This is a genomic window from Neobacillus sp. 114, from assembly GCF_030127045.1.
In the GTDB taxonomy this organism is placed as follows: Bacteria; Bacillota; Bacilli; order Bacillales; family Cytobacillaceae; genus Neobacillus; species Neobacillus rhizophilus.
This window is the reverse complement of the sequence record NZ_CP126144.1, coordinates 3,740,646-3,755,826: the sequence shown is the minus strand read 5'-3', so window position 1 is coordinate 3,755,826 and position 15,181 is coordinate 3,740,646. Positions and strand designations below refer to the sequence as shown.

Here is a 15,181-nt window from a genome sequence, read left to right as displayed (position 1 = left end):
ACCTAGTGGGTCAGATTAAATGTATTGAGAACACTACCATTGGATTAGAAATGACAAAAAATATTATATATTAAATATTTTAATCCCATAATATTTTTAAGGTGTACGATTTTTGGTACACCTTTTTTGAGTGACAAACGAATTATTACCGTTATAAAAAAATTCAGAAAACACTAAAAAATATATTGAATAATAAAAATCGAGATGATAAAATTCAAATAGGAAACGACGTTTTATATTTGAAACGATTAAGGTGATGAATATGAATAATTATCATGTACCAGCAGTACACCATTCCGTAAGTATTCTTAAGTTGTTAAGCAGGTACAAATATAGCAATAGTACTTTAGCTGAAATTAGCCAAGCCTTATCCATTAGTAAAAGTTCATGCATGAGAATTTTGAAAACTTTAGAAGAAGAAAGAATGGTCTCTTACAACCAGAGTACAAAAAGATATAGTTTGGGTCCCTCGTTAGTTGTACTTGGTAGCAGAGCAAGTGAACAAATAGATTATCACTCACTAGCCAAACCGTTATTAGAAAAATTGACAAGTGAAACTTCCTTAACCAGTTTTTTAGTCGAAAGAATTAGCGGCGATCGGCTTATGTATATTGCCAAGGAAGAAAGTACTGGAATGATTCAAATAAAAATTTCAGTCGGGAATCGATTCCCGATAAAAGACGTGTCATATGGTAAATGGTTCTTGGCTTATATGGAAGAAAACGAGAGAGATGAAATCTTAAAGGGAGGTCTCACTCAAATTACACCGTATACCATTACAGATATTTCAGAGTATATAAAAACATTAGATGTTATAAGAAAGGACGGGGTCTTGGTAAGTAAAGAGGAATATATAGAAGGGGTAGTCGCAGTTTCTGCACCAGTTTTTAACTCAAATAGAGATATACAGCTTGTAATAGGGACTTTAGGGTTTTCCACTTACATGACTGAAAAGGATATAGACGCAGTGGTCCAAAAAGTGAAAGATACTGCAAATGAATTTACCAGTAAATTAGCAGGGGAGATAGATTTGAAAATTAGATAGGGAGGGGAAAAATTTGGCCGCAATTATTGGCGTGGGAGATACAAATATGGGGAAAATCCCAAATATTACTTCCATTGAGTTCCAAGCATTAGCAGCGAGAGAGGCGATTTTCGATGCTGGGATATCAAAAGATGAAATTGATGGTGTCATTACAGCATATTCGTTAACCGAGCCACATCCTATGCCAAGCAGTTATTTAGCAGAATATCTAGGATTAGAGCCTAATTTTAATACTACAGTCCAACTAGGTGGAGCAAGCGGCTGTTCAGCTGTTGGGTTGGCAGCTGCTGTTATTCAAGCTGGTTACTGTAAAAATGTTTTAATATCCTTCGGGGAGAATCGATTATCAGGTCTTGGAAGATCTGGTGCAATTGAAAAACTCTCTAATTTTGGGCACCAGCAATTTGAAGCATTGTATGGTGCCACCATTCCATCCTTTTACTCCATGATTGCAACTAAATATATGGAAACCTTTGAAATTGATCAACTTGACCTCGCAAAAATATCTGTCTTGCATCGAGATAACGCAATGCTTCACCCAAAAGCACATATGAAAAAAAAGTTAACGGTTGAAGAAATTATGAAATCTAAAGTCATTGCAAAACCGTTACATCTATATGATTGTGCAGTTATATCCGATGGAGGATCAGCTCTCATCATGACCTCTTCAGAAAATGCAGAAAATTACAAAAACAAACCGATTTATATACTTGGATACGGCGAAAAAACAACCCATGAACACATTTCTCAGAAAGAGGGATTATTAAGTTTTGGGGCAACAACCTCTGGAAAAACTGCCTTTCAAAAAGCTGGTATATCTCCAAAAGATATAGATGTTGCCTTACTTTACGATTGTTTTACTATTACCGTTTTAATATTGCTTGAGGATTTAGGCTTTTGTGAAAAAGGCGAAGCCGTAAAGTGGCTGCGTGAAGGGAAATTGAATTTAGGCGGTTCATTGCCTATTAATCCACATGGAGGATTACTGTCTCATGGTCAACCAGGACCTTCGGGTGGATTAAATCATGTCATTGAGGCTATTCGTCAATTAAGAGGCCAAGCAGATAAAAGACAAGTTCCAAATGCTAAATTAGCTCTGGTTCATGGGAATGGCGGAATGCTGTCCGCACAATCGACCTTGATACTTGGAGGTGAAAAAGCGTGAAACTTATGGTGGAACCTGATAAGAGTTTGGTTCAGAATCAAGGCTTTTGGGAGGGGCTGGCCGAAGAACAAATAAGAGTGCAAGAGTGTTTAGATTGCAGTGGAATACAATTTTACCCTCGTATTTTATGCAAAAGCTGTCTGTCTAGTAGGTTACAATTGAAATCACTTCCGAAAAGAGGGGAACTCTATTCTTACACCATCGTCCATAGACCTCCGTCTGAGATTCTAAATAGCGATTTACCTTATATTCTCGGACTTGTGAAAATAAAAGATGGAGAAAATCGAGAGGTTCAGTTTTTTTCAAGAATAGTAGATGTAATAGAAGAAGAACTCTATAATGGAATGCCATTAATTCCTTTGTTTCATAAAATCAATCAAGCAGCCGTTCTAACATTTACGAATGCGGAAGGAGACAGGTAGCATGCATAGTCCTAAAACATTTAATGAATTACTAGGTAGAATCCAGACTTATCCTGGTAATAAATTATGTTCCGTAATTGATGATATTGAGTATAAATATGAAAATCTAGTTTCTCAAGTAAATGGACTATCTAAATATTTACAAGAAATAGGGATTAAAAAAGGTGATCGAGTAGCAGTCTGGCTCCCAAATTGTTTTGAATGGGTTGTCTCACTATTGGCTGTTGGAAGTATCGGTGCAATCCTAGTACCACTAAACACAAGATTTCAAGACACAGAGGCAAAATACGTATTAGGCCACTCGAAAAGTAAAGTTTTGATAACACGCGCAAAATTTTTAAATAATAGTTATCTTGATAAAATCATTTCATGGAATTCGACTAATGATCCATTTACATATGATAGTCGTGAATTGCCATTTCTCAAAAATTTAATTTGGATTGGAGAGGAAGCACCTAATATTGGAGAATCGTGGAAATCAGCTGTAACGAATGATGGGATTTATGAAAAAGTCGAAAGCAGCGACTACGACCCTGTCTTAATACAGTACACGTCCGGGACAACATCTTTTCCAAAAGGTGCACTCTTAACACATTGCGGTTTACTGCAAAATGCCTATTATGTCGGTGCCAGAATGAATATTACATCTGAAGATAAAGTGTTTTCTGCAGGACCGTTCTGTCATATCGGTGGAGTTACGATGCAGGTACTTCTTGCGTTAATTTACCAAGTGCCATTTTTCTCACAAGCGTATTTTGTTCCTGAACAAGCAGCGGCAATGGTTAAAAAATACAAATGTACTACCTATAGTGGAATAGATTCATTATTTTTATTAGTTATGGAGCTAAGTTCTTTTCAAAAAGATGACTTTTCATCAATTCGAACTGGCTGGACAACAGGCTCACCTGAAATCACAAAACTAATTAAGGAGAAAATGGGGATTGAAGATATCTTATGTATCTACGGTTTAAGTGAAGCTTCTCCTAATGTAGGAATATGTGATATAAACGACCCAATCGAAAAAAGACTCAATTCTTGCGGCAGAGCCCACCCATCTTGTGAAATTCGTATCATGGATCCTAGTACTTTTGAATTTCTCCCACCTGGAAAAGAAGGGGAAATTGTGTTAAAAGGCTACAATTTAATGTTAGAATATTTCGAAAACAAGGAAGAGACAGAAAAGGTATTTTATAACGGATGGTTAAGGACAGGTGATTTAGGAAGGATGGACGAGGATGGCTACCTCTATTTTCTAGGAAGAATTAAAGAGATTATCAGAGTTGGCGGAGAAAACTTTTCTCCACAAGAAGTGGAAGGACTTCTCTATGAACACCCGAATATTGAACAGGTTGCTTTGATTGGAATTCCTGACGATAAATATGGTGAAATCCCAGTTGCACTGGTTAAACAAAAAGCCGGAACTCTTTTATCTCTTGAGGTAATACAGCTATTTTTAAAAGGAAGAGTAGCTAGCTATAAAATCCCTAAAAAATTAATCATTGTTGATCAATTCCCAATGACGGAATCTGGTAAAATCCAAAAAGCAAAATTAAAAGATGAATTATTAAATGTTAGTAGGTGATTCTCATTCAAAAAGAGGTTGCAATTATAGGTATCGGCGCACTTCCTATTAAAAAATATGAAAAAGAGCTTGAACATGAAATGTTGATCAAGGCTTTTTCTCTGAGCATAAAAGACGCAGGGATTTCGAAAGAGGATATCGAGGGTTTAGTATTTGCCCATCCAAGACCATATACGAAACAAAGATATTTCGCCACTTTTATGGCTGGCCACTTAAGAATAAAAAGCAGTGCAACGGTAATGGAAGTAGTTGGAAATGGGATGACAGGCGGATTTGCCTTTAATCAAGCCATGAATGAAATTTTACTTGGAAACTGTAAAATCTGCGTTGCACTAGGAGTGTCAATGGAAACGGCGGTTCCTTCATCTGAACATATGAACATGACGATGCGGTCGGTAGGTGATGTTGATTTTCATGCACCATTTGGATTTACACCGATTTCTTGGTATGCAATGGATGCAGTCCGTTATATGCATGAATATGGAGTTGCTAGAGAAAAAATTGCCACTGTAGCTATAAAAAATAGATTTCATGCTAGTCTCAATCCTCTTGCACAGTATAGTAAATTAATTGAGTTACAGGATGTACTTAATGCCAGGCCAGTGGTCGAGCCTCTTGGGTTATTAGAGGTCCCACCAAGATCGGATGGAGCCGTATCTCTAATTTTAGCGGATGTTGAAACGGCTAAAAGTCTGGGAAAGCCTTACGTAGTGGTGAAGGGTAGAGGTTTTTATCATGAAGGGGCCCACCAAATCTCGGATAAACCAAACGAAATGGTTAAACTCGAGGCAGCACGAAGAGCAAGTCAATTAGCCTATGAAAAAGCAGGCATTCAAGCGTCCGATATTGATGTAGCGGAAATTTATGCACCATGTACAATTATTGAAGTTCTTGCCAGCGAAGCCTTTGGATTATGTCCTGAAGGGGAAGGAGCTTATTGGGCTGAAGAAGGAAGGACGAAATTAGGAGGGAGCATCCCAATATGTACATCCGGTGGATGTATATCGAGAGGGCATCCACCAATGGTTACGCCTTTATACAATATTCTAGAAATCGTTGAGCAATTAAGAGGAGCAGCTGGAACACGGCAGGTTAAGGATGCTGAAATTGGATTAACCAGTTGTGAGCTTGGTAACTACAATGCTGCGTTAGTCCATATTTTTGAAAGGAGAGTGTAAACAATTAGATCTATTAAAATCAATAAACCAATAGCATATGCACCTCGGGAAAGTAGCTTTGTTCAATCATTTTGGGAGTCTTTAAGAAGCGAAACCTTTACAACAACACAATGTAACTGTTGTGATGATATAACCTTTCCACCAAAACTAATATGTCCAAATTGCTTTTCTGAGGATCTAAAGTGGATTCAACTTTCAGGAAAAGGAAAGCTATACTCCCTTACAAAGGTTTGGGCTGGCCCAGAAATATTCAAGGATGAATTACCGTATACCGTCTGCATTGTCGATCTTGAAGAAGGGATCCGTGTAGCATCTAGATTACTAGATGACTATTCCGAGGCTAAACCTGGTGATGATGTTTCGATTGTAGTATGCCATTATACAGATTATTCATTGTTTTGTTTCGAGAAAAATATAGAAAAAGGGCGTTGATTCTATGAGTTTATCAAATTGGGGAAGATGGGGTGCAGACGATCAGCTCGGTGCACTAAATTTTATAAACCCAGAAAAAATCATTCAGGCATCAAGAATGATTAATAAAGGTAAGGTTTACAGTCTTGCAATGCCGATTCATACTCACAAAACCCCATATGACAAAGCCCTAAGAGTAGCACCTTTTCATGTTTTAACCCGTGATGGTGGTGATTATGCTGCCGGAGCGAAAAGAGTAGGAGATGTGCAGTTCGCTGATGGTTATGTGTTTCTGAACACTCATGGGTCCACGCATATGGATGCTTTATCTCATGTATGGTACGACGACCAGATTTACAATGGTTTCTCTGACAACTCCATAAAGAGTAAAGGAGCTAAATATTGCGGAATTGAGAAAGTAAAAGGGATTGTGACAAGAGCGGTACTATTAGATATTCCATTATTTAAAGGAGTGGAGTACTTAGAAGCAGGAGAAGTTATTACCCCTGAAGACCTTGATCAATGTGCCGCTTCCCAGGGGGTAACCATAAATTCAGGAGATATGCTTTTCATTCGAACTGGTTGGCTAAAAATGCTTGAAGAGAATTCTGAAAAATTCGAGAAATATGAACCAGGAATTGGGGAAGCTTGTATTAAGTGGATTGCCGAAAAAGAGATTATTGGGATTGCTGCAGATAATTTAGCTGTAGAAGTGAAACCTGAAGAAAGAGAAGGCGCAGTAATTCCAGTTCATATGAAGGCTCTAAGAGACCTAGGGGTCTATTTTATGGAATTGTTCAATTTTGAGGAATTAGCGAAGGACAAAGTTTATGAATGTATGTTTGTAGCCGCACCACTTGCCATAACAGGAGCTGTTGGCAGTCCGATCAACCCACTAGCAATCATTTAATGAGGAGGAACGCTTGATGCGTAAAATGAAAAGTTTAATAACCCTAACAATATTGATACTTCTACTATCCTCGCTTGCTGCTTGTGTAAGACCTGAATCACAATCTAGTTCGAGTAAATCAACAGATGGTAAATCTACTAAGGTAAATTCAAATGAAAAAATAGAAGGACCTATTAAGGTTGGTGTGGTTATCCCATTAAGTGGCCCATCTTCGCAAATCGGTGAACAAGTGAAAAAAGGGTACGAACTTGCCTTGGAAAAAATTAATGCCTCTGGCGGAGTTAAAGCACTAAACGGAGCAAAACTAGAATTTGTTTATGCGGATCATACTGGGAAACCGGATGTAGGTGCTCGAGAGGCACAAAGGCTAGTAAACGATGAAAAGGTAGTTATGCTTACAGGATCATATGAAAGCGGCGTTACGATGGCTGTTGCTCAAGCAGCTGAAAGAATGGGAGTTCCTTATCTAGTGCCTTATTCTGCTGGTAACATCATTACCGAATCTGGTTTTAAGAATACTTTCAGAACAAGACCGCCTTCAAAAGTATGGGTTGAAACACAATATGAATTTTTGAAATATTTAAACGATAATTTCAGCAAGAATATTACGAAAGTAGCATCATTATGGGAAGATGGTGCATGGGGTCAAGGTACTGGAACAGATATAAAAGAGATTGGGAAAAAGTATGGACTAGATATTGTAGCGGATGTTTCTTTTAGAAGCGGTTCTCAAGACCTTTCAACTCAATTAACAAAAATTAAAAGTTCAGGAGCAAATGCTATTTTAGCTGCTTCGTATTTAAATGATACGATGAAGGCTCAGCAAACAATGGCAAGCTTAAATTTTCAACGCCCATACTTGAGTATTGGAACTACAGAGGTTCATGATGACTTTTTCCAACTTGGCAAATTAGCTGAAGGGCAAGTTGGCTCAACAGCATGGCTTCCAGATATCTCAGAAATTGCTAAGAAAGTTGGAGAAGAATTCCAAGCGAAATTTGGAAATGCCATGAATGATGATGCAGCTTATGCTTATTCGGCCTCCTATATCATTCACGAGGCGTTAGAGAAGTCTGCTAGCATTGATAGCAAACAACTTAGAGATACTTTTGCAACAACTGAATTTACTTCACCAGATGCCAATATCATTCCTACTAAAGAAGGAAAAATTAAGTTTAATGAAAAAGGGCAAGCTGATGCATTAATTATGATTGGTCAGGCACAGGAAGGTAAGTGGGTTACCATCTGGCCAGAAAAATATGCTTCGAAAAAATTTGTAGATAGTCAATGGTTTAAATAACTTTGTTTATATAGGGGCTCATGATATGTTCACGAGCCCTTATCATTGAGAGGCGGTGTTTGAATGGGTACAGTAATAGTACAAGCGATAGTTGAAGGTATTCTAAATGCTGGGATTTTTTCATTAGTTGCTATTGGACTCACACTAATTTTTGGTGTAATGAAAATTGTTAATTTTGCACACGGTGATTTCTTAATGGTTGCTCTTTATGTTGCATACTTAGTCTTTATCACCATCGGATTACACCCTTACATTTCTGCAGTTATTGTTGTACCTGTCATGTTCTTGATCGGTGTTATTTTTTATAAATTTTTCATAAAGAAGATTCAAAATGCACCGGAATCTAGCCAAATACTCTTAACCATTGGAATTTCATTTGTGTTACAAAATCTTGCTTTATTGTTTTTTTCATCAGATTTAAAATCAATTACATCCTCATTAGCGGATGTCTCTTATCAATTAGGGCCTGTTTCCATTCGTATGCATAAATTTTGGGGATTTGTAGTCGGAATTGGAGTAAGTAGTATTTTTTACTATATTTTAAGATTCACAGACTTTGGAAGACTTATTAGGGCGTCATCCCAAAACTCACAGGCCGCCCATTTAGTAGGTGTAAATGTTGAGAAAGTTCTTTTATTATCTGCGGGCATTGGAATTGCCCTGCTGGGGATAGCATCCTCTTGGCTCATTCCAATAACCTTCGTATCACCAAGTGTGGGTTCTATTTACCTGCTGCCAGTATTTATCATCGTAATTCTGGGTGGTCTTGGCAGTGTTCGTGGAGCGATGTTTGGTGCATTATTATACTCGCTCAGTGATACTTTAGGAGCTGCTTTAATTCCTGGCTCATTGGGTTTAGTTATTCCACTATTATTATTTATTGCTGTTTTGATACTACGTCCTGAAGGATTATTTAGGGGGGCAATTTAAATGAATAAAAATTTAACAGGACTTGCCATCATATTTTTATTCTTTTTATTTGCTCCTAACGTCGGGAATACTTTCTGGTTAGAGCTTTTGATTGCAACGCTTTATCTGGCATATCAAGGAATGGCTTGGAGTATTATTGGAGGTTTAACAGGGCAAATATCTTTAGGGCATCCCATTTTTATTGCTATCGGGTCATACACCTCAACTTATTTATTAATAAATAATGGTTTATCCCCGTTAATCGGGATGTTTCTGGGAGCGATAATAAGTACGATAATAGCTTTATTGATTGGGTTCGTATCTTTCCGATATAAACTTCAGGGAATTTTCTTTGCGATGGTTACATTAGCTTTTTGTCAAGTTCTAAGAATTTTAATCGAAAACATTAAGCCGCTAGGTGGAGCCTATGGACTTTTAATTCCCGTAATGGAAGATAGTTGGCTGGCCTTTCAATTCTCCTCAAAACTTCCATATTATTATATTCTTTTAACCATGGTAATAGTGATGCTGATCATTATTAGGTGGATTACGAAGAATAAAATGGGTAGTTACCTTATTTCAATCAGAGAGAATGAGCAGGCTGCAGAAGCCATTGGAATTAATCCATTTAAATATAAAATGATTGCATTTATGCTTAGTGGATTCTTTGGTGCTTTAGGCGGAAGCTTTATGGCTCAATATACTTTGTTTATTGATCCGCATATGGCAGATTGGAGTTTTGGAATTACGATTTTAATTGCTGTTATCGCAGGAGGTATGAAGCATCCATTAGGCCCGCTCGTTGGTGCAATTGTTCTCCAGCCTATCAGTGAAGTGATTCGTTTATACTGGGGAGAAGTACTGCCTGGTTTACATCTCGTCATCTACGGAATCATTCTGATTGTTATTGTCATGTATATGCCAGATGGCGTCATAAAAGGATTCAAGGATTTAATGGCTAAAAGAAAATTAGCAGCCATTAATAAAAATGGCACCAGTGCGGAGGTAAGTTCATGAGCATTCTTCAAGTGAAAAATTTGACGAAACAATTTAAAGGGTTAGTCGCAGTAAATAATGTTTCATTTGAAGTTGAAAAAGGGGAGATTGTGGGTCTAATTGGGCCGAATGGCGCTGGCAAAAGTACGCTTTTTGCTTTAATTAGCGGCTTTATTCAACCAACAGCTGGTGAGGTGTTTTTTGAGGGTGAGAATATTACTGGATTAAGACCCTATGAATCTTGTAACAAGGGATTAGCGAGAACCTTTCAGATTGTACAAATTTTCCCTGACCTTACAGTATTGGATAATGTTAAACCGGCTGCATTCTTACATGCAAAAAGTGCAACAGAAGCCGAGAAAATAGCAAGGGACGCACTTAAAATGGTTGGTTTAGAAAATAGAGCCGGTATGTTGGCGAAAGATCTTAACCTTCCCCAGAAAAAATCGATGGAAATTGCAAAGGCCCTAGCTACTCAATCTAAATTAATCTTATTAGACGAAGTTATGGCCGGTTTAACCCCCGTAGAAGCACAGGTAATGGTAAGGAAAATTCAAGAGTTAAATAGAAACAAAGATATTACATTTATTATAGTGGAACACTTACTAGAGGCTTTGATGACCGTTTCAGACCGAATTGTCGTATTAAACTATGGAGAATTAATTGCAAAGGGAACACCAAGCGAAATAAGAAAGAATCCTGAAGTAATTGAAGCCTACCTGGGGGATGAAATCCATGCTTAAAATAGAAAATTTATATGCTGGTTACAATGAGGTAACGGTTTTAAATGATATAAATTTAAATATTCCTATGGGCCATACGATTTCCATTGTGGGGGTAAACGCTGCTGGAAAATCTACTTTGGTCAACACAATTTGTGGTCTGGTACAACCTAAGTCTGGAAAACTTCTCTTTAAAGACCGGGATATATCAAAATTAAAGCCATATGAGCGAACTCGTATGGGTATCGTCCAAGTTCCTGAAGGAAGAAAACTATTTCCTGATCTAACGGTAAAAGAAAACTTGCTAGTAGCTTCTACATTTTCAAAAGCAAAAAAAGAAAGGCACTCACGAATAGACTATGTATTTAACCTATTTCCAAGGCTAAAAGAGCGTGAATCTCAAATTGCCTCAACAATGTCTGGTGGAGAGCAACAGATGCTTGCAATTGGTCGGGCATTAATGTGCTCACCTGAATTACTAATTTTGGATGAGCCATCACTCGGGCTGGCACCTATTATTGTTAGTCAAATTTTTGACGTCATCAGAGAATTAAAGAAACAAGGCCTTACAGTTCTACTAATTGAACAGAATGTAAGACACGCCCTCCAAATCTGTGATTATGGTTATGTAATTGAACATGGAAGAATTGCTTTAGAAGGAGAAGGCCAAGCGCTTATAGATAATCCTAAAACAAAGGAAGCCTACTTAGGAAGGTGATTCAAATGAATCTTAATAAAGTGTTCGAACCTATTAATATAGGGAAGGTAGTTGTTCCTAACAGAATTGTGTTGGCGCCTATGGATACAAATTTAGCATCTGATGATGGGTTTGTAACTGAGAAATTGATCGAACATTATAGGAAAAGAGCTTCAGGAGGAATTGGCTTAATTACAGTTGAAATTACTTCGATCAATCCGATGCGTGAAATGAAGCCAACAAATAATTTATCTGCATTTGATGATAAATTTGTTCCAGGATTGTTTAAATTAGCTCGGGCTATTCGAGAAGAAGGGGCTGTTGCGTCTTTACAGCTTGGAGATTTTTTGCATGCCATAAACAAGAAGCCCGCCGATTTGTCCGTTCTGGAAATTGAGGAGATTATTAATGAATTTGTTTCTGCAGCAGTTCGGGTAAAAGAAGCTGGATTTGATATTGTTGATTATCATATGGCTCACCGCTATACCATCGCAGATTTTCTATCAAAATATGCAAATAAGAGAGAAGATAGTTATGGTAAAAACTTATATGGACGGACTAAATTTGCAGAAACAATCGTTAGAGAAACAAAAAAGAGGTTAGGGGAAGACTTCCCAATAGTCTGTCGTATTAATGGAGATGAGTTTATGGTAGGGGGGAATACTATCATTGACTCAACTTATATAAGTAAGAACCTGGTAAGGGCTGGTGCGGATGCTATCCATGTCTCTGCTGGGGGTCGTATTGAACTAGGAGGAAGCCGATCTTACAGTTCTTATCGGCAAGTACCAACTAGCGAAATGGCAGATGGATTAAATGTACATTTAGCTGAACAAATAAAAAAGAAAGTAAAGAACGTTCCAATTATTACAGTTGGGAAAATTTCTAACCCTGGTCTTATCGAAGAAATTGTTAACGAAGGCAAAGCCGATATGGTTGCAATTGGAAGAGCAGCACTGGCCGATGCTGATTTCGTTAATAAAATGAAGGAAAAAAGGCCATTCAGAAGATGTATATTTAAGAATGATTGTATACGGTTATACTTAAAGAATGAACCAGTGAAATGTGTTACGTATGATTCATAGTAAGAAATAAGTACTCTGCAGAAAGATTACTTATATAACGCAACTAAAGGTGTACTATTATTGGTACACTTTTTGTGTTCAAACAGCTAATTCTCCAGAACGTCAGGAAGAAGAATTCATATTATATTTACTATAATCTTAGGAGAACTTCTTAGTCGATGTATGTTTGAAGTCGTTAAAAAGTTCAGTTTTGGTGAACAAGTTGTAATTTCACTTTTTTAAAGTAAGAGCATTTCTTTGTAATGAGAAATGCTTTTTATTTTTGTAAAAGCATATTTCAATAACAATAATAATACAATAAAAAACGATACTAATTTATTGTAAAACGATAAACTATATGTTAAATTCGTATTGTCATTAAATAAGTGAGGTGTTTTAAATGAATGTTAAACGAGGTTCTACCACTTTCTTAAAGGTTATTATTTTTCTGGTTGGAATTGCAGTGCTTGCCGTGTGTATATATTTTTTGCCTGAAGCAGCCAGAAGAGATGCGATAGAGCGCCCAGGTGATTATTCGCTCTATCCACTTTTGGTATGTGCATATGGAATATGTATTACGTTTTCTGTGGCGTTGTATCAAATATTTAAACTTTTAACCTATATCGAAAAGAATAATGTTTTCTCTGAGTTATCTCTTCAATCTTTAAAGTTAATTAAAAAATCCACTTTTACTGTCATTTTCTTCATTTTTTTAGCAATAGTTTATTTAAGGGTACGTGTTCATTTCACAGGTGATGATGCAGCAGGTCCAATATCCCTAGGTCTAATGGGCATCTTGGCAACAAGTATTATCGCTGCCATTGTGGACGTACTTCAAAAACCCATAAAGAATGTCTTGGATTCACAGCCAAAAAACAAATAACATTTTGAAATATACGAGAGGTAGCAACCACATTATTTTTGAAGATAGCTGTTATTTGGAATTCCTGTTCTCGCTTTGTGCATATTTCTGTTTCCTGAACTGCATATGCGGCAACAGATTTCTTAGGGGTTCATTCCATAAAATGTATCATTTTCATCCTTTTATATAGAGGGGCATGACCTTTTTACAACGCACTTTATCAAGTGTTTAAACTGATAGTTAAGATGGTTTCAAATTTTAAATGTGACTTAATGAACGTAAAATGGCGTGCCAAAACTACTGTCAGTTTGCAAGCCATTTTTGTTTTCTATTATATAATATGCACCTCAATACGGAACCCTTTAAAAATCAATAGCCTGTGTTTGTTTTGCTCTGGAACGCCACCCTATAGGACATTCAGCCAATAGTGACAGGGCATTCATAACTTTTCTTTTCTATGGAAAGGTTAATGAAGACGTTTTTTGATAAGTGAAACGGAGGGAAAACATGAGTAAGCATCCATTGATAGTAAATACAGATTGGTTAGCGGAGAGGTTAGAAGATCCAAATTTAAGGATAATTGACGCCACTACATTTTTAAAAATCCCCGATAAGGAAGGGGAAGAGGTGGGCATGTGGTCGGGGAGAGATGCGTATAATCAGGGTCATATCCCCGGGGCGGTTTTTGCCGATTTAATGAATGAATTATCAGACCCGGAAGCCCCCATGCCCATGACTGTTCCGCCACGTGAGCAATTTGTCAAAAAAATGGAGGAACTGGGTGTTGGAGACGGAACGTATGTAGTCATTTACGATCAAGGGGCATTGGTAGGCAATCCTGTGGTCGCTGCCCAATGGGCTTCACGATTAGCTTGGCAGCTTCGTTATGAAGGCTTTGATGATATTTCCGTACTTGAAGGCGGTTATCAAAAATGGAAAGAGGAAGGGCGGCCCACCACTACTGAGCCCGGCCATAATCCTCAGGCGAAATTTTCCGGGAAACGCCGTCCGGAACTATTGGCAACGAAAGAAGATGTAAAAAGGGCCATGGATAATGAAAATATTATTCTCATCAATAGTTTATCACCGGAAGATTTCCGAGGTGAAACAAACACTTATCCACGAAAAGGCCATATTCCTAGCAGTGTCAATGTCTTCTTTGGAAGTCATGGCGACCCGAAAACAAGGCAATTATACGATACATCCAGATTGCGGGAGGCCTTTGAAAAAGTCGGAGCGCTGGACCCTAATAAAAAAGTGATTACCTATTGTGGTGGCGGGATAGCCGCTACCTGGAATGCGCTTGTTCTAAATATGCTTGGGCAAAAAAACGTAGCCGTGTATGATGGTTCGATGAATGAGTGGGCAAGTGATCCTGACTGCCCATTGATTACAGGCAGCTAAATCTGGAATGTAGGGATAAGTCATATCTATTAAGAAGCTGGCGAAAAACAAGATGGTTTACGGAAGCTTCTTTACTTTAAAATGGCTTAAGGGTCTACCATTTTTGGTAGACCTATTTTTTATTTACCCTTAGGTAAGGGAAAAACTGTATAATTTAATATGAAGGGCCCAGTAAAATGGGAAATACTGCTAATTTTTAAATAGAAAAGGGAATGTGACATAAGTTTTAAAAACAAGGCTCTGTTAATATTCATTTTTGAGTTTCGTGTAGGTGTATGACCATTCATAGGCGGAGAATTTCCGGCTAATGTATAAGATGAAGCTAAAAAAGCAGATATAAGCGGAAATATTCCGATTAACTGCTCTAAAAAAGACAAAATCCAATGATTTGGACCATATAACCGGAAAAACTTCCTTTATTTTTAAGGAAATAGTGGTATTTCCCAACTTAAACGGAATTTCTCCGTTTATTTTTCAAACACAGTGAAATCAACATTCAGCTATAACAGAGCCA

The 15,181-nt window shown here is 37.5% G+C and carries 15 protein-coding genes; all 15 read left to right on the top strand.

The window, feature by feature from the left end; all coding sequences use genetic code 11:
• Positions 1–262: 262 nt before the first annotated feature.
• The gene (locus tag QNN06_RS18195) at positions 263–1,045 is read left to right on the top strand and encodes an IclR family transcriptional regulator (protein ID WP_284035672.1); all 783 of its coding nucleotides are present in this window, start codon (positions 263–265) and stop codon (positions 1,043–1,045) included.
• Between the two features lie 13 nt (positions 1,046–1,058).
• On the top strand, positions 1,059–2,210 hold the full coding sequence (locus QNN06_RS18190; protein ID WP_284035671.1) for a thiolase family protein: 1,152 nt from the start codon (positions 1,059–1,061) through the stop codon (positions 2,208–2,210).
• A 5-nt stretch (positions 2,211–2,215) separates the two neighbouring features.
• Complete coding sequence (locus QNN06_RS18185) at positions 2,216–2,632, top strand: Zn-ribbon domain-containing OB-fold protein (RefSeq protein WP_284037951.1); 417 nt, start codon at positions 2,216–2,218, stop codon at positions 2,630–2,632.
• Position 2,633: 1 nt separating this feature from the next.
• Positions 2,634–4,214, top strand: a complete 1,581-nt coding sequence (locus tag QNN06_RS18180; RefSeq protein WP_217036602.1) for an AMP-binding protein — start codon at positions 2,634–2,636, stop codon at positions 4,212–4,214.
• Positions 4,211–5,392: a thiolase family protein gene (locus QNN06_RS18175; protein ID WP_217036601.1), complete on the top strand. Its 1,182-nt coding sequence runs from the start codon at positions 4,211–4,213 to the stop codon at positions 5,390–5,392. The genes QNN06_RS18180 and QNN06_RS18175 overlap by 4 nt, the downstream gene beginning before the upstream one ends.
• Positions 5,393–5,395: 3 nt before the next feature.
• A complete protein-coding gene (locus tag QNN06_RS31435; protein ID WP_481819267.1) occupies positions 5,396–5,824 on the top strand; it encodes a Zn-ribbon domain-containing OB-fold protein in 429 nt (142 codons plus the stop codon).
• A 4-nt stretch (positions 5,825–5,828) separates the two neighbouring features.
• Positions 5,829–6,713 carry a cyclase family protein gene (locus QNN06_RS18170; protein WP_217036600.1) on the top strand — a complete coding sequence of 295 codons (885 nt, stop codon included), beginning with the start codon at positions 5,829–5,831 and terminating at the stop codon, positions 6,711–6,713.
• A 16-nt stretch (positions 6,714–6,729) separates the two neighbouring features.
• Complete coding sequence (locus tag QNN06_RS18165; RefSeq protein ID WP_217036599.1) at positions 6,730–8,013, top strand: ABC transporter substrate-binding protein; 1,284 nt, start codon at positions 6,730–6,732, stop codon at positions 8,011–8,013.
• A gap of 63 nt (positions 8,014–8,076) precedes the next feature.
• Positions 8,077–8,943 carry a branched-chain amino acid ABC transporter permease gene (locus QNN06_RS18160; protein WP_217036598.1) on the top strand — a complete coding sequence of 289 codons (867 nt, stop codon included), beginning with the start codon at positions 8,077–8,079 and terminating at the stop codon, positions 8,941–8,943.
• Positions 8,944–9,939: a branched-chain amino acid ABC transporter permease gene (locus QNN06_RS18155; RefSeq protein WP_284035670.1), complete on the top strand. Its 996-nt coding sequence runs from the start codon at positions 8,944–8,946 to the stop codon at positions 9,937–9,939.
• An 11-nt stretch (positions 9,940–9,950) separates the two neighbouring features.
• A complete protein-coding gene (locus QNN06_RS18150) occupies positions 9,951–10,661 on the top strand; it encodes an ABC transporter ATP-binding protein (RefSeq protein ID WP_284035669.1) in 711 nt (236 codons plus the stop codon).
• On the top strand, positions 10,654–11,358 hold the full coding sequence (locus tag QNN06_RS18145) for an ABC transporter ATP-binding protein (RefSeq protein WP_217036595.1): 705 nt from the start codon (positions 10,654–10,656) through the stop codon (positions 11,356–11,358). The genes QNN06_RS18150 and QNN06_RS18145 overlap by 8 nt, the downstream gene beginning before the upstream one ends.
• Before the next feature lie 5 nt (positions 11,359–11,363).
• Complete coding sequence (locus QNN06_RS18140; RefSeq protein WP_284035668.1) at positions 11,364–12,422, top strand: NADH:flavin oxidoreductase; 1,059 nt, start codon at positions 11,364–11,366, stop codon at positions 12,420–12,422.
• Between the two features lie 379 nt (positions 12,423–12,801).
• On the top strand, positions 12,802–13,284 hold the full coding sequence (locus QNN06_RS18135; RefSeq protein ID WP_284035667.1) for a DUF2975 domain-containing protein: 483 nt from the start codon (positions 12,802–12,804) through the stop codon (positions 13,282–13,284).
• A 486-nt stretch (positions 13,285–13,770) separates the two neighbouring features.
• Positions 13,771–14,667: a sulfurtransferase gene (locus tag QNN06_RS18130; RefSeq protein WP_284035666.1), complete on the top strand. Its 897-nt coding sequence runs from the start codon at positions 13,771–13,773 to the stop codon at positions 14,665–14,667.
• Positions 14,668–15,181 lie beyond the last annotated feature (514 nt).

Bases quoted from the DNA above. Each gene is read 5' to 3' on its own strand.
- QNN06_RS18145 (WP_217036595.1), top strand. From the start codon at position 10,654: ATGCTTAAAATAGAAAATTTATATGCTGGTTACAATGAGGTAACGGTT.
- QNN06_RS18185 (WP_284037951.1), top strand. From the start codon at position 2,216: ATGGTGGAACCTGATAAGAGTTTGGTTCAGAATCAAGGCTTTTGGGAG.
- QNN06_RS18170 (WP_217036600.1), top strand. From the start codon at position 5,829: ATGAGTTTATCAAATTGGGGAAGATGGGGTGCAGACGATCAGCTCGGT.
- QNN06_RS18135 (WP_284035667.1), top strand. From the start codon at position 12,802: ATGAATGTTAAACGAGGTTCTACCACTTTCTTAAAGGTTATTATTTTT.
- QNN06_RS18130 (WP_284035666.1), top strand. From the start codon at position 13,771: ATGAGTAAGCATCCATTGATAGTAAATACAGATTGGTTAGCGGAGAGG.
- QNN06_RS18140 (WP_284035668.1), top strand. From the start codon at position 11,364: ATGAATCTTAATAAAGTGTTCGAACCTATTAATATAGGGAAGGTAGTT.
- QNN06_RS18155 (WP_284035670.1), top strand. From the start codon at position 8,944: ATGAATAAAAATTTAACAGGACTTGCCATCATATTTTTATTCTTTTTA.
- QNN06_RS18180 (WP_217036602.1), top strand. From the start codon at position 2,634: ATGCATAGTCCTAAAACATTTAATGAATTACTAGGTAGAATCCAGACT.
- QNN06_RS18195 (WP_284035672.1), top strand. From the start codon at position 263: ATGAATAATTATCATGTACCAGCAGTACACCATTCCGTAAGTATTCTT.
- QNN06_RS18165 (WP_217036599.1), top strand. From the start codon at position 6,730: ATGCGTAAAATGAAAAGTTTAATAACCCTAACAATATTGATACTTCTA.
- QNN06_RS18160 (WP_217036598.1), top strand. From the start codon at position 8,077: ATGGGTACAGTAATAGTACAAGCGATAGTTGAAGGTATTCTAAATGCT.